Genomic DNA, 16,925 nt, shown 5'->3' with positions numbered 1-16,925 from the left:
TCGGCGCCGCCGCGAGCGGCGGCCGGATCCGCGACGCCGTGCCGTCCGCCGCCGCCCTCGGCGCCCACACCCTGGCCGTCACCGCCGTCTCCCGGCATGAGACCCGGGGCGGCTCCACCGCCGTTCCGCTCGCGGCCCTCGCGGTCACCTCCTGCGTCACCCGCGCCCTCGCCCCGCCCGCCCCCAGACTCCCGGCAGACCGGGACGGAGCAGCCCCCCTCGGTCTGCCGGGCCTCACCCCCGCACTGCCCGGCGGGGCGCTCCGCGCGGCCCTCGCGTTCGGCTACGCCGCCACCGCCGCCCGTCCCCTCGCCCACGCGGCCCTCAACCCCTCGCCGCCGCTCACCCAGCGCGCCGTCGGCGGCGGCATCCGCGCCCTGATCCCGCTCCAGGCCGCCCTGTCCACCCGGGCGGGCGCCCCGGCGACCACCGTGCTCACGGCGGCCCTGGCCCCCCTGGCCCGCAGGTTCGGGAGAAAGGTGAGCGTGACATGAGCCCCACCCCCGCGGCCCTCCGCTTCGGCTACGGCACCAACGGCCTCGCCGACCTCCGCCTCGACGACGCCCTCACCCTGCTCGCCGACCTCGGCTACGACGGGGTGGGACTGACCCTCGACCACATGCACCTCGACCCGCTCGCCCCCGACCTCGCCGACCGCACCCGCCGGGTCGCGCGCCGACTGGACGCGCTCGGCCTCGAGGTCACCGTGGAGACGGGCGCCCGCTATGTGCTCGACCCGCGCCGCAAGCACGGCCCCTCCCTCCTCGACGCCGATCCCGAGGACCGCGCCCGGCGGACCGGCCTGCTGCTGCGCGCCGTACGGGTCGCCGCCGAGCTGGGCGCCCACGCCGTGCACTGCTTCAGCGGCATCACCCCGCCCGGCACCGACCGGGACACGGCATGGAAGCGGCTGGCCGAGTCCCTGACCCCCGTCCTGGACGCGGCCGGCGCCGCCGGTGTCCCCCTCGCCGTGGAGCCCGAACCGGGGCACCTCCTCGCCACCCTCGCCGACTTCCACCATCTGCGCCGCCTGCTCGGCGACCCCGGACACCTCGGTCTGACCCTCGACATCGGCCACTGCCAGTGCCTGGAGCCGCTTCCGCCCGCCGACTGCGTCCGCGCCGCCGCGCCCTGGCTCAGGCACGTCCAGATCGAGGACATGCGCCGCGGCGTCCACGAGCACCTGCCCTTCGGGGACGGCGAGATCGACTTCCCTCCGGTCCTCGAGGCCCTGGCCGCCACCGGCTACCAGGGCCTGACCGTCGTGGAACTGCCCCGCCACTCCCACGCCGGCCCGCACCTCGCCGACCTCTCCCTGTCCTTCCTCCGCCAGGCGGCCGCATTCGAAGGGAGCAGCCGATGACCCACCCGCAGGACCCCCTGGGCACCCCCACGGCCGGCACCGCTCTCGCCCTCACCCCCCTGGACGAGCTGCGCACCGCTCTGGCCGCCCGCCTGTCCCCACAGGCCCGGGACTGGCTCGACCGGGCGCTGGACGAGGCCGCCACGCGTCCCGGCACCCACGGCCCCCTCTCCATATGGGAGCTGCGTCTGGCCGAGGCCGGCCGCCGCTGCGGTGCCGCCCACGCCGACGCCGCCCGCGTCCTCATCCTGCACGCGGCCCAGGCCGACCCGGACGCCCTCACCCGGGTCTACCGCCAGGGCACCGCCGACGAGCGCCGCGCCGTTCTGCACGCCCTGCCGCACCTCGTGTCCGGCCCGGAGGCGGTGCCGCTCGTCGAGGACGCCCTGCGCACCAACGACACCCGGCTGATCGCCGCGGCCGTCGGACCGTACGCCGCCCGGCACCTGGCCCCCCACCCATGGCGGCACGCCGTCCTGAAGTGCCTGTTCACCGGCGTCCCCGTCGACAGGGTCGCGGACCTGGCCCGCCGCGCCCGCGGCGACGCCGAACTCGCCCGCATGCTCGGCGACTACGCCGCCGAACGCACCGCCGCCGGCCGCCCGGTCCCCGAGGACCTGCACCGCGTCCTGGCCCTGACCGGAGCCGCGCCCGAGACCGGAGCCGCGCCCGGGACCGCATCCGCATCCGAATCCGAACCCGAGCCGACGCCCTCACCCGGGCCCGAGCCCGCACCGCACGGCCCGGTCGACCCCCACGGCAAGGAGTCCTGATGCGCATCTTCGACCCCCACATCCACATGACGTCCAGGACCACCGACGACTACGAGGCCATGTACGCCGCCGGCGTCCGGGCCGTCGTGGAGCCCTCCTTCTGGCTCGGTCAGCCCCGCACCTCCGCGGCCTCCTTCATCGACTACTTCGACTCCCTGATCGGCTGGGAGCCGTTCCGCGCCGCCCAGTACGGCATCGCCCACCACTGCACCATCGCCCTGAACCCCAAGGAGGCGAACGACCCGCGCTGCGTGCCCGTCCTCGACGAACTGCCCCGCTACCTCGTCAAGGACCAGGTCGTCGCCGTCGGCGAGATCGGCTACGACTCGATGACCCCGGCCGAGGACAGCGCCCTGGCGGCCCAGCTGCAGCTCGCCGCCGACCACGGCCTGCCCGCCCTCGTCCACACCCCGCACCGCGACAAGCTCGCCGGCGTGCGCCGCACCCTCGACGTGGTGAAGGAGTCGGCGCTGCCCATGGACCGCGTCCTGCTCGACCACCTCAACGAGACCACCGTCAAGGAGGCCAAGGACAGCGGCTGCTGGCTCGGCTTCTCCGTCTATCCCGACACCAAGATGGACGAGGAGCGGATGGTCGCGATCCTGCGCACCTACGGCACCGAGAAGGTCCTGGTCAACTCCGCGGCGGACTGGGGCAGAAGCGACCCCCTCAAGCCCCGCAGGGTCGGCGACCTGATGCTCGCCGAGGGCTTCACCGAGGACGACGTGGACCGCGTCCTGTGGCGCAACCCCGTCGCCTTCTACGGCCTCAGCGGCAGGCTGAACCTCGACGTCGCCGCGACCGGCGCCACGCACGAGGGCAACAGCATCCTGCGCGGCGGGGAGTGAGCGATGCGCTTCCGCCATCCCGACGGCTCCACCGTCCACCTCGCCTACTGCACCAACGTCCACCCCGCCGAAACCCTCGACGGAGTCCTCGCCCAGCTCCGCGACCACTGCGAGCCCGTACGCCGCCGCCTCGGCCGGGACCGCCTGGGCATCGGCCTCTGGCTCGCCCGCGACGCCGCCCGCACCCTCGACTCCGACCCGTCCGCGCTGCGCGGCCTGCGCACCGCACTCGACCGGCACGGCCTGGAGGTCGTCACCCTCAACGGCTTCCCGTACCAGGGCTTCGGCGAGCAGAAGGTCAAGTACCGCGTCTACCGGCCCGACTGGGCCGACCCCGAACGCCTCGACCACACCGTCGCCCTCGCCCGTGTCCTCGCCGGCCTCCTCCCCGACGACGTCACCGAGGGCAGCATCTCCACCCTGCCCCTGGCCTGGCGCACGGCGTACGACGAGACACGCGCCGAGCAGGCCCGCACCGCCCTGCGGACGCTGGCAAGGCGCCTGGACTCCCTCGAGGAGCTGACCGGCCGTTCCCTGCGCGTCGGACTGGAACCGGAACCCGGCTGCGTCGTGGAGACCACGCACGACGCCATCGCCCCGCTGACCGCGATCGCCCACGACCGCATCGGCGTCTGCGTCGACACCTGCCACCTCGCCACCTCCTTCGAGGACCCGGTGACCGCCCTCGACGCCCTCGCCGAGGCCCGCATCCCCGTCGTCAAGTCCCAGCTGTCCGCCGCCCTGCACGCCGAACACCCCCACCTGCCCGAGGTCCGCAGAGCCCTCGCCGCCTTCGCCGAACCCCGCTTCCTGCACCAGACCCGCACACCCCCCGCCCCCGGCTCCGGCCGAGCGGAAGGGACCGGCGCCACCGGGCCGCGCGGCACCGACGACCTCGAGGAGGCACTGAACGGCGCCCTCCCCGACACCGCACCCTGGCGCGCCCACTTCCACGTCCCTCTGCACGCACCCCCCGCCGCCCCCCTCACCTCCACCCTCCCGGTCCTGAAGGCCGCGCTGACCCGGCTGGTCGGCGGGCCCCGTCCGCTCACCCGCCACCTCGAGGTCGAGACCTACACCTGGCAGGCCCTCCCGCCCGAGCTGCGCCCCCGCGACCGCGCCCGGCTCGCCGACGGGATCGCCGCCGAACTCGCCCTCGTCCGCGACCTGCTGACCGACCTCGGCCTGAAGGAGCTGCCATGAGCCGAACCGAGGGACCCACACCCCTGCTCGTCCTGGACGTGGTCGGCCTCACCCCCCGGCTCCTCGACCACATGCCCCACCTGAAGTCCCTCGCCCGGTCCGGCTCCCACGCACCGCTCGGCACCGTCCTGCCCGCCGTCACCTGCACCGCCCAGTCCACCTTCCTGACCGGCGCCCTGCCCTCCGAGCACGGCATCGTCGGCAACGGCTGGTACTTCCGCGACCTCGGCGAGGTCCTGCTGTGGCGGCAGCACAACGCCCTCGTCGCCGGCGACAAACTGTGGGACGCCGCCCGCCGCGCCCACCCCGGCTACACGGTCGCCAACATCTGCTGGTGGTACGCCATGGGCGCCGACACCGACATCACCGTCACCCCGCGCCCCGTCTACTACGCCGACGGCCGCAAGGAACCCGACTGCTACACCCGTCCGCCGTCCCTGCACGACGAACTCACCGGGAAATTCGGCACGTTCCCCCTCTTCCACTACTGGGGACCGGGAGCCGGCCTGGTCTCCAGCCAGTGGATCATCGACGTCACCCGGCACATCAACCGCACCCGCCGCCCCGACCTGACCCTCTGCTACCTCCCGCACCTCGACTACGACCTGCAGCGCCACGGCCCCGACGACCCCCGCTCCCTCCAGGCGGCCACCGACCTGGACACGGCCCTGGCGCCCCTCCTGGACGACGCCCGCGCCGAGGGCCGTACCGTCGTCGCCCTGTCCGAGTACGGCATCACCCGCGCCGACCGCCCCGTCCACATCAACCGCGCCCTGCGCCGGGCCGGCCTGCTCGAGGTGCACACCCAGGACGGCATGGAGTACCTCGACCCGACGGCCTCCCGCGCCTTCGCCGTCGCCGACCACCAGATCGCCCACGTCTACGTGCGCCGCCCCGAGGACCTGGAGGCCACCAGGGCCGCCCTCGACGGCCTGCCCGGCATCGACCAACTCCTCGACGACGAGGGCAAGAAGGCCCACCACCTCGACCATCCGCGCTCCGGCGAACTCGTCGCCGTCGCCGAGCCGGACGCCTGGTTCACGTACTACTACTGGCTCGACGACGACCGCGCCCCCGACTTCGCCCGGCTGGTCGAGATCCACCGCAAGCCCGGCTACGACCCGGCCGAACTGTTCATGGACCCGCTCGACCCCTACGTCAGGGTCAAGGCGGCCACCGCCCTGGCCCGCAAGAAACTCGGCCTGCGCTACCGCATGGCCGTCGTCCCCCTCGACGCGTCCTTCGTCCGCGGCAGCCACGGCCGTCTCCCCGACAGCGACGACGACGGTCCGCTCCTCATCTGCTCCGCCCCCCACGCCGTCGGCGACCGCGTCGCGGCCACCGACGTGAAGGCTCTGCTGCTTCACCTCGCCGGTCTCGGCGGACCCGACCACCAGTCCAGAAAGAGGCATCCGTGAACGACATCCACATCACCGACCACGACGCCGACGACCGGCTGCGCCGCGGCCTCGGCATCGGCCGCCGCCGCTTCCTCGGCACCTGCACGGCCGCCGCGGCCGGCGCGATCGCCGCCCCGGTCTTCGGCGCGCCCCCCGTGCAGGCGGCGCCCGCCACCGGCCTCCCCGCCACCGGCGTCCCCGGCAGAGGCAAGGGCCACCCGCTCGTCCCCGAGGACAAGCGGGGCATCATCCTCTACACGGTCCGCGACGCGATCGGCCGCGACCCGCTCTCCACCCATCTGCCCTCCGGTTTCCGCGCCGTCTTCGCCCAGCTGGCCCGGTTCGGCTACCGCCAGGTGGAGTTCGCCGGCTACAGCCAGCACCCCAACGCCCCCGGCGGCGCGGACCTGGATAACGCCAAGGGCGCCCGGCTGCTGCGCCGCTGGCTGGACGACCACGGGCTGCGGGCCCGGGGCAACCACGGCTTCATCCCGCCGTCCTGGCCCCTGACCAAGGCGGACCTGGACACCTTCAAGAAGCATCTGGAGATCGCCTGCATCCTGGGCATGGGCCACATGGGCACCGGTGCCGACCCCACCGACAGCTCCTACAAGACCGACTGGGACGTGGCCGCCGAGAAGTGGAACACCCTCGGCGAGATCGCCCGCAGAGCCGGGATCAAGCTCTACACCCACAACCACGACGCGGCGTACGACTTCCTGCTCGACCGCGGCCCGCTCGACGCCCAGGGCCGCCCGACCCGCAGCTCCGGCATCCGCAAGCTGGAGTACTTCCTGTCCGTCACCGACCCCGGGCTGGTCTGGCTGGAGATGGACATCTACTGGGCGCACGTGGCCCAGTACAAGTTCCGCACCTACACCGCCCCCGACGGCTCCACCCGCACGAAGATCTTCGACCCGGCCGGCCTGGTCGCCCGCCACAACAAGCGCTACCCGCTCTTCCACGCCAAGGACGGCGTCGTCAACACCACCAACGGCCAGGGCTACGACATGGTCCCCTTCGGCACGGGAGACATCGACTACGCGACGTTCTTCTCCCGGGTGGGCCACCACCACTACCACAACCCGATGGTCGAACAGGACAACGCCCCGAGCGCCGGCGACCCGGCCCAGTCCCTGGAATACGCCCGGATCGGCTACCGGAACCTGGCCGCCCTGCGCCACAGGTAGCACCGCCCGGACACGGGAGACACCCGCGAGAAAGCACGAGGAAGCACGAGGAGACATGAGGAGACACGGAGGGACACACCCCGACGGTGTCCCTCCGGTCACTCTCCGTATCCGCTCTCGAGGATCCCCGGGCCCCTCCCGGCGGATATGCAGGTGAAAGGCACTCCCAAACCTTGGTATTGTTGTCGTGTCGCTGCGGGGACACGCTCCCCGCCCAGGCGACGAACATCTCGTCCGGGTGGCGGAATGGCAGACGCGCTAGCTTGAGGTGCTAGTGCCCGTATAGGGCGTGGGGGTTCAAGTCCCCCCTCGGACACTCACCGCAGTGGTACGGAACCGAGGACCTCGACCTGACGGTCGTGGTCCTCGTTGCGTTGTCGTGAGCGACGATGATCCCGGGCTTCGCAGGGGAGCCCTTGCCTGCCGGCGCGGGCGGCCTGAATACGCTGTGCGACGGCGCGGAGCCTCTCGGTGGTCGCCCGGTTCCGGTCGGTGGTGAGGGAGGGATTCCCCCTTCCGGGGGACGGCGGGCGGGCGCCTCGTCTCTTCTCTCTTCCGCGCCGCGTCCTTGCCCCGCTGCGCCAGGTTGATCCGCCGGGTGGCGACGGGCCGGATCGGCTCCGGCGTCGGGGACGGCCTGAACAGCGGACGAGCCGCCACACGCATTCCTCGACTTCCTCGACCGTCTGGCGGGCCGTGCCCGCCCCGGGAGCGGGCCGGCGGTGAAGACCCGCTGCACGACGGGTGCGGCGGCCGGTGCGGGTCCGGGCTCGTGGGACGCGCCGGCCGGCGGCGGCCGGGTCACCTCATGCCGCAGTGTCACCGAAGGGCATGAGGGCCGCGGGGCGCGCTCCGGCAATGCCGCCCGGAGCCGGTATCAACAGTTGTGATACAGGCATCGATTTCGTTCCCCAGTGGGTTATGGACTGAGCTTCTCCGCAACTCGTAGCTTTCACTGCGTCGGGTTCTTCGATCTGCGGACGGGAGTAATGAACGAGATATCCCCGGCGCGCGCCAGGCGTTTCATCGTCACGAGTGTGTCGTCAGATGCCCATATGTGGAACCTCGTTTTCCTGCAGTTGCTGCTGGAGGAACGGGGCGGAGAGGTGATCAACCTCGGAGCGTGTGTCCCCGACGACGTGATCCTCGCCGAGTGCCGTAAACACCGGCCCGATGCCCTGGTGGTGAGCACCGTCAACGGCCACGGCCATCTGGACGGGCTCCGGCTCATCGAGAAGATCCGCTCCGATCGGGAACTGGCCGATTTACGTGTCGTCATCGGCGGAAAACTCGGCATCCGGGGTTCCGAAAACACCCAGTTCAGTGCCGAGCTCGTCACGGCGGGATTTGATGCCGTTTTCGAGGCGGAAGCAGGACTCGCCGAATTCGACGCCTTTCTCGGCACGCTGGAAGCAGGGTCCGCCCGTGAACTCGCGATGGCAGGAAGGGGGGTGTGAAATGAGCAGCGGCATCGAGGGCGGTGGACCCGCCCGGCTCGCTCGGGCCGCCCAGGCGCCGGTCGCGCCGGCGCGCAGCCGGTTCTCCCGCTTCGTCCGGCGCAGTCACGAACAAGGGCTGCTGGTGGTGCAGCCGCGGATGGGGTTCGCCGACACGGCGACCATGCGGCGCGGCCTGCAGGCGGTGCGAGCGGTGCGCGGAGCGTCCGTCGGTACGGTCACCGTCGACAGCTACACCCGGGTCAACGACCACGCCTCCGCCCGACGGGCACTGGAGCGGGGCGACGACCTCAACGGCTACCCGGTGGTGGCCCACGGTGTGCAGGAGACCCGCCGGTTGCTGGACGGCGTGGCCGGTGAGGACTTCCCCGTCCAGTTCCGCCACGGGTCCGCGCTCCCGAGGGAGTTGTTCGCCACGCTGGCCCGTGTCGGCGCGGACGCCACTGAGGGCGGCCCGGTGTCGTACTGCCTGCCGTACAGCCGTGTGCCGTTGCCGCAGGCCACCGCGGCGTGGGCCGAGTGCTGCCGTGTCCTGGCGGACCAGCCGGAGCCGATGCACCTGGAGAGCTTCGGCGGCTGCATGCTCGGCCAGTTGTGCCCGCCGAGCCTGCTGATCGCGCTGAGCATCCTGGAAGGGATGTTCTTCCGCGAGCACGGTATGCGGAGCATCTCGGTCAGCTACGCGCAACAGACCAGCCCGGAACAGGACTTGGAGGCGCTGGCCGCACTGCGCCGCCTGGCCGCGCAGTGGCTGGGGGACGACGTCGACTGGCATGTGGTGCTCTACACGTTCATGGGCGTCTTCCCGAGAACGCCGGTGGGCGCCTACCGGATGCTGGAGGACAGCGTGCGTCTGGCGGTGGCCAGCGGCACCGAGCGGCTGATCGTGAAGACCGCGGTGGAGGCGTACCGGATCCCGACCATCGAGGAGAACGTGGACGCCCTGGAGTTCGCCGCCGCCGTGGCGGCCGACGAACGGCGCCGGGGGACGGCCGCCACGGCGGTCCAGCAGACCGGTGTCTACGAGGAGGCGCTGCATCTGATCACGTCGACGCTGCGCTTCGGTGACGACGTCGGCTCCGCCCTGGTGAACGCCTTCGCCCACGGGCACCTGGACGTGCCGTACTGCCTGCACCAGGACAACGCCAACCGCTCCCGGGCCGCCGTCGACCCCCAGGGCGCCCTGCGCTGGGCCGATCCCGGAGCGATGCCCGTGGCCGTTCCGGACGGCCTCGGAGCCGCCCCGGTGACCGCACGTTCACTGATCGACATGCTGGGCTACAACGAGCGCCGGTTCGACCGCGAGGAGCTGGTCGGCGCGGCGGTGAGGGGGATGCTGTGACGACTGTGGTGCACAGGGCCGGCGCGACGCTGAACACCGTGCGCGAGCGAGGCGCCGTACGGGCGGTGGTCAGCCAGGGAATCCGCGGCCTGTCCCTGCCGGACGGCCACGGCTCGTGGAGAGGGCTGGACGCGGATGTCGCCCGCGCGGTGGCCGCGGCGGCGCTCGGAGACCCGGAGGCGGTGCAGTGGCTGCCGACGGACCCGGCGCAGCGGCTGACCCGGCTCGTCTCGGGCGACGCGGACGTGGCCACGTGCAACCTGTCCTGGACGCTCGGCCGCGAGGCCGCACACCCTGTTCTGTTCGCCGGGGTCACCTGCTACGACGGGGAGGGCTTCCTCGTGCGCCGGGCGGACGGGATGTCCAGCCCCGAACAGCTCGCCGGACGACGGGTCGCCATCCAGGCGGGCACCACGACCGCGGACAACCTGGCGGCGTGGTTCGGCCGGCGTGGACTGCGGGTGGAGCCCGTCGCCTACGCGACCCCCGCCGAAGCGCTGGCCGCTTACGCGGACGGCGGGTGCACGGCCTACGTCCTGGACCGCATCGCGCTGGCCGGCGCACGGGCCACGCTGCCGCATCCGGAGGACCACGTCGTGCTGGAGACCGCCATCTCCCGCGAGCCGATGGCACTCGCCGTGCGCGACGACGACACCGGCTGGTTCCGGGTGTGCCGGTGGGTGCTGCAGTTCCTCATCGGCGCGGAGAACGCCGTACGGGAGGAGGGCGGCGAGCAGCGGGCGGCGCGTACCGCCGCCGACCTGGCGGGCGGATACGGCCCCGCGCTCGGTCTGGACGAGCGGTGGGCGCACCGGATCCTGGACGCCGTCGGCACCTACGGCGACATCTACGAACGCAATCTCGGCCCGGCCTCCGGCCTCGACGTCGGCCGCTTCGCGAACGCCCTGTGGAGCGAGGGCGGACTGCACTACCCGCTGCCCCTGCACTGAGCAGCACCAGCGTTTTTGCTGCTCACAGGCTTCATCGACAGTCTCGATGAGGGCATCGATTTCGTTCTCCGACAGCTCGTGGACCGGGCCGCACCGCACCTCGTAGCTTCGTTGCATCCGGTTCCGGTCCCCGGTCTCCCACAGACCTCTCCACCCCCTTCCCTCCGATACGGGAGTATGTCATGAGCAACTCAACTGCTGCGGCGCGTTCGGAGACGCGCGGCGCGATCGAACTGACGGCGGCCATGCTGCTGTCCGGCACCATCGGCGTCTTCGTCGTCGAGGCCGGCGCCTCGCCGTTCAACGTGGTCTTCTACCGGTGCGTGTTCGGCGCCGCCTTCCTCGGCCTGTACTGCCTGATCCGCGGCTTCTTCAAGAACCACGGGTTCACCCCGAAGAAGCTGGGCCTGGCCGCGCTCGGCGGCGTGTTCATCGTCTTCAACTGGGCGTTCCTGTTCGAGTCCTACGACAAGACGTCCATCTCGGTGGCCACGGTCGTCTATCACACCCAGCCGTTCTTCGTGGTGCTGCTCGGAGCCCTGCTGTTCAAGGACCGCATCACCGCGCACAAGGCGGGATGGCTGCTCGTCGCCTTCCTCGGACTCATCCTCGTCGCCGGCGTGACGGCCTCCGACTTCTCCAGCGGCAGCACCTACCTGGTGGGGCTCGGCTACGCCCTGCTCGCCGCCCTCTTCTACGGCCTGTCGACGATCATCACCAAGCGTGTGAGCGGTGTGAAGCCCCATCTGGTGGCCCTGGTCCAGGTGCTGCTGGGCGTCCCCCTGCTGCTGCCCTTCACCCAGCTCGGCCAGAGCGTGCACTTCGGCAGCGGCTGGATCTGGCTCATCGGCCTGGGCTTCATCCACACCGGCGTCATGTACGTCCTGATGTACTCGTCCTACCAGAAGCTGCCCACCTCGAAGATCGCCGTCCTGGCCTTCGTCTACCCGGCCGCGGCCATGGTCTGCGACTGGGCCGTCTACGGGCACCACGTCACCTGGATCCAGGCGCTGGGCATCCCGCTCATCGTCGCGGCCTCCCTCGGCATCAACCTCGGCTGGAGCCTCCGCCTGCGCCCGGCCGCGGCACAGACCGCTCCGGCCGCTCCGGCCTCCGGCACACAGGCCGCTCCGGCCGCCGGGGCACAGCCGGTCGCCGCGTCCGGCAGGCGCACCACCGCCTGAGTCCCGCAAGCCCCCGACACCCCTGTCCGACCTGTCCGACCCCACCCTCCGAAAGGAGCCCCGTCATGCCCCGCGTCACCGACCCGGCCGCACCGCGCATAGCCCTGGTCGGCGCCACCGGAGTCGTCGGCACCACCCTCCTGCAGCTCATCGAGGAACGCGGCTTCCGCTACCGCGACCTGCATCTGGTCGCCTCCGCCCGCTCGGCCGGCCGCGAGGTCGCCGTCGAGGGCCGCTCCTACCAGGTGCAGGACCTGGACGGTTTCGACTTCTCCGGCATTGACGTCGCCTTCTTCTCCGCGGGCGCCCGAGTGAGCACCACCTTCGTGCCCAAGGCCGTCGCCCAGGGCGCCCTCGTCATCGACAACACCAGCGCCTTCCGGATGGACCCCGACACCCCGCTGGTGGTCCCCCAGGTCAACGCGCACGAACTCGACACGCGCCCGGCGAGCGGCATCATCGCCAACCCGAACTGCTCCACCATCCCGCTGGTCCGGCTGCTCAAGCCCGTCCAGGAGCGCTGGGGCATCCGTCAGGCCGTGGTCAGCACCTACCAGGCGGCGTCCGGAGCGGGCTACTCCGGCATCGAGGAGCTGCGCGCCGGTGCCCGCGCGGTCCTCGACGACCCCGACAGCACCGGTGTGACCGGAACCTTCAGCCCGTCCCTCGCCTTCGACCTCATACCGCGCATCGACCGCCTTCTGGAGGACGGCTTCACCTTCGAGGAGCAGAAGATGCTCCAGGAGTCCCGCAAGATCCTCGCGCTGCCGCACCTGGACGTCACCACGACCTGTGTGCGCGTTCCGGTGGTCAACAGCCACTCCGAGGCGGCCTGGATCGAGTGCCACAACCCGGTCGACCGCACCGAGCTGGTCCAGCTGCTCGCCCAGCAGCAGGAGGTCACCGTCCACGACCTGACGACCCCGGGCGCGTTCCCCACCCCGCGCACCGCGGGCGACCCCAACCACGTCCACGTCGGACGCGTCCGCGTCGCCGCCCACAACCCGCGCGGCTTCTGGATGTGGATCGTCGCGGACAACGTCCGCATCGGCGCCGCTCTCAACGCGCTGCAGATCGCCGAGGCGCTCACCGAGCGAGGTGTGCTGTGACCGCTCCCGCCGTCCTGAAGTTCGGAGGCTCCACCTTCCCCGCCCTCACGGCCTACACCGACCTCGCCGCCGCCCTGCGGCGGCGGGCCGAGGAGGAGCGGCGGCCGATGGCCGTCGTGGTCAGCGCCATGCCGGGCGAGACCGAAAAGCTGCGCGGCCTGCTGCACGAGGCCAACCCGGAGCCGGAGGACGCCACCGTCGCCGGGCTTCTCACCCTGGCCGACACCGTCAGCGCCCACCTCCTGGCCACCGCGCTGCACCGCGTCGGGCTCACCGCCACCGTGCTCGCGGGCCACCAGCAGGGTCTGGTCACCGACAGCACGTTCATGTGGGCCAAGGTGAAACACCTGGACCCCCAGCCGCTGCGGCGGGCCCTCGACGACCACCAGGTCGTCATCGTGCCCGGCGGGCAGGCGGCCGATGCCCAGGGCCGTCCCACCTGGCTCGGCAAGAACAGCTCCGACCTGTCGGCCGTCCTGGTCGCCGCCGCGCTCGGCGCCGACAGGGTCGAGATCCACTCCGACGTCGACGGCATCTACAGCGCCGACCCGAACGTCGTGAACGGCGCCCGCCTGCTCCCCGAGGTCACCTACGACACCGCCGCGCTGATGTCCCTGTACGGGGCGAAGGTCCTGCACCGCAGGTCGGTGCGGACCGCCAAGCAGCACGGCATCACCCTGGTCTGCCGCCACAACCGGCCCCCCTTCCCCGCCGGCACGGTCATCAGCGGCAAGGGCGCACCGGCCGCCGGCGTCGTGGCCAACACCAGGTCGAAGGTCCTCGCCTACGCCACCGCGGCTGAAGCGGACCTGGCGCACAGCGTGTTCCACGCCGAAGGGATCGACACCGTACGTATAGAGGACGGACCGCACCTCGTGGTCGTCGGCGGCTACCTCGACATCGACCGCTTCCAGCGCGTGCACGGCCTGCCCCAGGCCCGCGTCGTGGGCATCCCGGTCACCGAGATCACCGGCAGCCGGGCCACCACCCACATCGCCGACGATGCCGAGCAGGCCCGACAGCTCGCGCAGAAACTGCACGACGCCCTGCCCGAACCCGAGCCGGCCGTGCGGCTCCGCACCCTGTAGCCCCGGCTCTCCCCGTACCCCCTCAGCACCTCCCGATGAGATTCCCGGTCAAGTCCGATTCCCGATGAAGCGATGAGGTTAAGGAGGACATCACCATGACCGCGACCACCGTCGAGACCACTGCCGCCGCGCCGCGGACCCTGGGCGTGATCGACCTGCCCGATGCCGTGCGGGACGCCATCGGACGGGAGCTGGTCGCCGAGCCCGACCCCACCCTGGACATCGATCGCGCCATGGCGCGCTATCACCAGATCTTCGCCACCCTGCCGCTCGACCTGCTCCAGCAGATCCTCGACTTCGGCCGTCACAACGACACCCCCGGCGTCGGCTACGTCCGCAACCTCCCCGTCGACCCCGAGCTGCCCCCCACTCCGGCGAACGGCGGCCCGGCCACCGACAAGAAGACGTTCGTCGCCGAGGGCGTCCTGCTCGGTCTGTCCGGTCTGCTCGGCGAACCCGTCGGCTTCCTGACCGAGAAGAACGGGCAGCTCATCCACGATGTCGTCCCCGTCGAGAGCGGCGCGACGACCCAGACCAACCAGGGCTCGACCGTCTTCCTCAACTTCCACAACGACATCGTTCACGACACCATAGGCCGCTACGACGTCAGCAACCCCGACTTCCTCGTGCTCAGCTGCCTGCGCGCGGACCACGAGGGCGTCGCCGCGACCCACTACGCCGACGCCCGGGACATCGTCAGCGTCCTCGACTCCCGCACCCTGGAGCTGCTGCGCAGCCCGTTGTTCCGGCTCAACGCACCCGGCAGCTACGTCCGCGACGTGGCCGGCGGACGCGAGGTCCTCTCCGACCCGGTCGCCATGATCAGCGGCCCTGAGCAGTTCCCGGAGATCTCGGCCTCGGCCAACGGCGTGCGCGCCATGACCACCGCAGCCCAGGCCGCCCTGGACCGGCTCCAGGCGGCCTGCCGGGAGACCGCCCACAAGGTGTACCTGCGCCCCGGTGAAGCCCTTCTGATCAACAACCGCAAGGGACTGCACGCCCGCACCCCGTTCACCGCACGCTACGACGGCGCCGACCGCTGGCTGCAGCGGACCTATGTGCGCCGCAGCCAGTGGACCATCCGCTACCGGCAGACCGACGGCAACCGCCGCGTCCACCACTGATCCCGTCCGTGAGGGGCGGGGTGCGCGGCACCCCGCCCCTCACGGATGTGTGCCTGGCAGGGACCGAGAGGAGGAACCCATGGATGTGATGACGGCCGTGCTGAGCCGCCGCAGCGCACACCGGCTCGTCGAACCGGCCCCGGGCGACCAGGAGTTCGCCTATCTGCTCCGGGCCGCCGCAACCGCCCCCGACCACGGCAGGATCCGTCCCTGGCGCTGGATCCTGGTGCGCGGCGAAGGACGTACCGCCCTGGGGCGCTGCTTCGCCGAGGCCGCCCTGGCGCCCGGTCCGGAACGCGAACGGATCGAGGCCAAGACCCACCGGGCGCCGCTGCTCGCCACGCTGGTGTTCAAGCCGGCCACCGATCACCGGGTGCCCGAGTGGGAGCAGCTGGCCGCCACCAGCGCCATGGCCGGCTCCCTGATGCTGTTGCTGCACGCCCGCGGGTACGGAAGCATCTGGCGCACCGGCAGGTTCACCGAATCCGCCGACGTCCACCGTCTGCTGGGGCTGCTTCCCGGCGAACGCCTGCTGGGCTGGCTGTACATCGGCACGGCGGACGAGGAACAGCCGGCCCGACGGCGGCGGCCCGACGACGTCAGCGACCGCATCTCCGTGTTCGCCCCCGAACCGGTCGGCGCATGAGGCCCGCTCACACGGGGCGCGTGGCGCATGAGACCCGCTCACGCAGGACGCGTCAGCTCGACCGGGCCAGCGGCTGTTCCTCCTGCATGAGCCGCACCGCGTGGTCGATGAACAGCTTCAGCTCCCGCGACAGCCGCCTGCCGCTGCGCCACGCCAGCTGCGTGTACACGGAGAACGGGATGTCCCAGGGGAGAGCCGTCAGCTCGCCCTTCTCCAGCTCACCGGCCACGGTCACCTCCGGAAGCAGCGCGATCCCCAGACCGGACACCACGCCGCGTTTGATCGCCTCGATGGTGCCGAACTCCAGAAACGGCGTGGTCTCGGCGCCCCGCAGCTCTTCCTCGAACAGATCCCGGTACGCGCATCCGGCCTCGGTCGCCAGGACGGAGGCGGCCCGCAGATCGTCGAGCGACACCTGCTCCCGCCGGGCCAGGGGGTGGTCGGGGGCCGCGACGAGCACCAGTGGCTCCTGGGCCAGCACGACGGTCTCCAGACCCTGATGCCGGGTCTCCTGCTCCATGAGGAAACCGATGTCGAAGGTGCCCTGGCGCAGCGCGTGGCAGGTCTCGGCGCACAGACTCGGGCGCAAGGACAACTGCACCTTGGGATAGCGGTGGTGGAAGAATTCCAGCAGCGGCGGCATCCGGTACGAGGTGATGCTCTCCATGGTGCCGATCACCAGGGTTCCCGACGGGCCGTCCGAGCCGGCGACGTCCGCGCGCGCCTCCTCGGTCAGCGTCAGGATCTGCTCGGCGTACTCCAGCAGCTTCTCGCCGGCCGCCGTCAGCCGGATGCGCCCGCCGAGACGGTCGAAGAGCTCCACCCCCAGCGAGGACTCCAGGGCGCGGATCTGCGTCGTCACGCTCGATTGCGCGTAGTTGAGTTCCTCGGCGGCGCGGGTGAAGCTCAGCAGCGTCGCGACTTTCTGAAAGGTCACCAGATGACGAATCTCCAACGCATCCCCCTGTGGTTGAACGTTCCGGCGAGGCGACCACGCATGCGGTCAAGAGACCCGCGCAACAGCAACAAGAGCACCAACATATAGGTTCGGCGGCCACCCAAGGCGGATGATCTCGGCCATATCGCCGGCCCCGGGCGCCGGCCGGGACCGCCAGGGACGCCGGCGGGCCGCGGGGCCGGACGGACCGGGTCACGGCACGCGCACCACGTCGCATGGACCGGCGTACCGGCCCAGGAGACGCCGAGCGAGACGTCCGGCCGCGAGGGGAGTGAAACGCCCCCGCGCTC

At 71.7% G+C, this 16,925-nt stretch carries 16 protein-coding genes and 1 tRNA gene; 16 read left to right on the top strand and 1 reads right to left on the bottom strand.

The genetic code is table 11. The features are described 5' to 3' along the window. The 16 genes from ABD224_RS16940 to ABD224_RS16865 form a co-directional block, all read left to right on the top strand. Positions 1 to 494, top strand: a 494-nt coding sequence (locus tag ABD224_RS16940) for a UbiA prenyltransferase family protein (protein ID WP_486388847.1), incomplete at its 5' end; no start/stop codon positions are given. Then, a complete protein-coding gene (locus ABD224_RS16935; protein WP_344050544.1) occupies positions 491 to 1,363 on the top strand; it encodes a sugar phosphate isomerase/epimerase family protein in 873 nt (290 codons plus the stop codon). The genes ABD224_RS16940 and ABD224_RS16935, both read left to right, overlap by 4 nt. Next, entirely contained in the window at positions 1,360 to 2,136 is a 777-nt protein-coding gene (locus ABD224_RS16930) for an EboA domain-containing protein (RefSeq protein ID WP_344050542.1), read from the top strand. The genes ABD224_RS16935 and ABD224_RS16930 overlap by 4 nt, the downstream gene beginning before the upstream one ends. Next, the gene (locus ABD224_RS16925; RefSeq protein WP_344050540.1) at positions 2,136 to 2,984 is read left to right on the top strand and encodes a TatD family hydrolase; all 849 of its coding nucleotides are present in this window, start codon (positions 2,136 to 2,138) and stop codon (positions 2,982 to 2,984) included. Before ABD224_RS16930 ends, ABD224_RS16925 begins: the two co-directional genes overlap by 1 nt. 3 nt (positions 2,985 to 2,987) lie before the next feature. Continuing rightward, positions 2,988 to 4,187: a metabolite traffic protein EboE gene (gene eboE, locus ABD224_RS16920; RefSeq protein ID WP_344050538.1), complete on the top strand. Its 1,200-nt coding sequence runs from the start codon at positions 2,988 to 2,990 to the stop codon at positions 4,185 to 4,187. Continuing rightward, positions 4,184 to 5,605, top strand: coding sequence for an alkaline phosphatase family protein (locus ABD224_RS16915; RefSeq protein WP_344050536.1), 1,422 nt, complete (start codon positions 4,184 to 4,186; stop codon positions 5,603 to 5,605). Before eboE ends, ABD224_RS16915 begins: the two co-directional genes overlap by 4 nt. Continuing rightward, positions 5,602 to 6,777, top strand: coding sequence for a sugar phosphate isomerase/epimerase family protein (locus ABD224_RS16910; RefSeq protein ID WP_425580989.1), 1,176 nt, complete (start codon positions 5,602 to 5,604; stop codon positions 6,775 to 6,777). Before ABD224_RS16915 ends, ABD224_RS16910 begins: the two co-directional genes overlap by 4 nt. A 232-nt stretch (positions 6,778 to 7,009) precedes the next feature. Further along, positions 7,010 to 7,093: transfer RNA gene (locus ABD224_RS16905), tRNA-Leu, on the top strand. 673 nt (positions 7,094 to 7,766) lie between these two features. Next, positions 7,767 to 8,234 (top strand): cobalamin B12-binding domain-containing protein, encoded by a 468-nt coding sequence (locus tag ABD224_RS16900; RefSeq protein WP_344050534.1) that lies wholly within the window; start codon positions 7,767 to 7,769, stop codon positions 8,232 to 8,234. Between the two features lies 1 nt (position 8,235). After that, positions 8,236 to 9,576 (top strand): methylaspartate mutase, encoded by a 1,341-nt coding sequence (locus ABD224_RS16895; protein WP_344050532.1) that lies wholly within the window; start codon positions 8,236 to 8,238, stop codon positions 9,574 to 9,576. Beyond that, positions 9,573 to 10,526 (top strand): transporter substrate-binding domain-containing protein, encoded by a 954-nt coding sequence (locus ABD224_RS16890; RefSeq protein ID WP_344050530.1) that lies wholly within the window; start codon positions 9,573 to 9,575, stop codon positions 10,524 to 10,526. The genes ABD224_RS16895 and ABD224_RS16890 overlap by 4 nt, the downstream gene beginning before the upstream one ends. 182 nt (positions 10,527 to 10,708) lie before the next feature. Continuing rightward, complete coding sequence (locus ABD224_RS16885) at positions 10,709 to 11,710, top strand: DMT family transporter (protein WP_344050528.1); 1,002 nt, start codon at positions 10,709 to 10,711, stop codon at positions 11,708 to 11,710. A gap of 65 nt (positions 11,711 to 11,775) precedes the next feature. Continuing rightward, positions 11,776 to 12,819, top strand: coding sequence for an aspartate-semialdehyde dehydrogenase (locus ABD224_RS16880; protein ID WP_344050526.1), 1,044 nt, complete (start codon positions 11,776 to 11,778; stop codon positions 12,817 to 12,819). Continuing rightward, the gene (locus ABD224_RS16875) at positions 12,816 to 13,907 is read left to right on the top strand and encodes an amino acid kinase family protein (protein WP_344050524.1); all 1,092 of its coding nucleotides are present in this window, start codon (positions 12,816 to 12,818) and stop codon (positions 13,905 to 13,907) included. The genes ABD224_RS16880 and ABD224_RS16875 overlap by 4 nt, the downstream gene beginning before the upstream one ends. A gap of 95 nt (positions 13,908 to 14,002) precedes the next feature. Beyond that, positions 14,003 to 15,031, top strand: coding sequence for a TauD/TfdA family dioxygenase (locus ABD224_RS16870; protein WP_344050521.1), 1,029 nt, complete (start codon positions 14,003 to 14,005; stop codon positions 15,029 to 15,031). Positions 15,032 to 15,110: 79 nt separating this feature from the next. Continuing rightward, a complete protein-coding gene (locus ABD224_RS16865) occupies positions 15,111 to 15,677 on the top strand; it encodes a nitroreductase family protein (protein ID WP_344050519.1) in 567 nt (188 codons plus the stop codon). Positions 15,678 to 15,729: 52 nt separating this feature from the next. Here the strand turns inward: ABD224_RS16865 and ABD224_RS16860 are convergent, their stop codons facing one another. Next, a complete protein-coding gene (locus tag ABD224_RS16860) occupies positions 15,730 to 16,614 on the bottom strand; it encodes a LysR family transcriptional regulator (protein ID WP_344050517.1) in 885 nt (294 codons plus the stop codon). Positions 16,615 to 16,925: the final 311 nt, after the last annotated feature.

The sequence above is a fragment of the Streptomyces thermoalcalitolerans genome (assembly GCF_039525155.1).
Classification (GTDB): Bacteria; Actinomycetota; Actinomycetes; order Streptomycetales; family Streptomycetaceae; genus Streptomyces; species Streptomyces thermovulgaris.
This window is presented reverse-complemented; position numbering and strand designations above follow the sequence as displayed.

Bases quoted from the DNA above. Each gene is read 5' to 3' on its own strand.
- ABD224_RS16865 (WP_344050519.1), top strand. From the start codon at position 15,111: ATGGATGTGATGACGGCCGTGCTGAGCCGCCGCAGCGCACACCGGCTC.
- ABD224_RS16935 (WP_344050544.1), top strand. From the start codon at position 491: ATGAGCCCCACCCCCGCGGCCCTCCGCTTCGGCTACGGCACCAACGGC.
- ABD224_RS16895 (WP_344050532.1), top strand. From the start codon at position 8,236: ATGAGCAGCGGCATCGAGGGCGGTGGACCCGCCCGGCTCGCTCGGGCC.
- ABD224_RS16925 (WP_344050540.1), top strand. From the start codon at position 2,136: ATGCGCATCTTCGACCCCCACATCCACATGACGTCCAGGACCACCGAC.
- ABD224_RS16915 (WP_344050536.1), top strand. From the start codon at position 4,184: ATGAGCCGAACCGAGGGACCCACACCCCTGCTCGTCCTGGACGTGGTC.
- ABD224_RS16870 (WP_344050521.1), top strand. From the start codon at position 14,003: ATGACCGCGACCACCGTCGAGACCACTGCCGCCGCGCCGCGGACCCTG.
- ABD224_RS16900 (WP_344050534.1), top strand. From the start codon at position 7,767: ATGAACGAGATATCCCCGGCGCGCGCCAGGCGTTTCATCGTCACGAGT.
- ABD224_RS16930 (WP_344050542.1), top strand. From the start codon at position 1,360: ATGACCCACCCGCAGGACCCCCTGGGCACCCCCACGGCCGGCACCGCT.
- ABD224_RS16880 (WP_344050526.1), top strand. From the start codon at position 11,776: ATGCCCCGCGTCACCGACCCGGCCGCACCGCGCATAGCCCTGGTCGGC.
- ABD224_RS16885 (WP_344050528.1), top strand. From the start codon at position 10,709: ATGAGCAACTCAACTGCTGCGGCGCGTTCGGAGACGCGCGGCGCGATC.
- eboE (WP_344050538.1), top strand. From the start codon at position 2,988: ATGCGCTTCCGCCATCCCGACGGCTCCACCGTCCACCTCGCCTACTGC.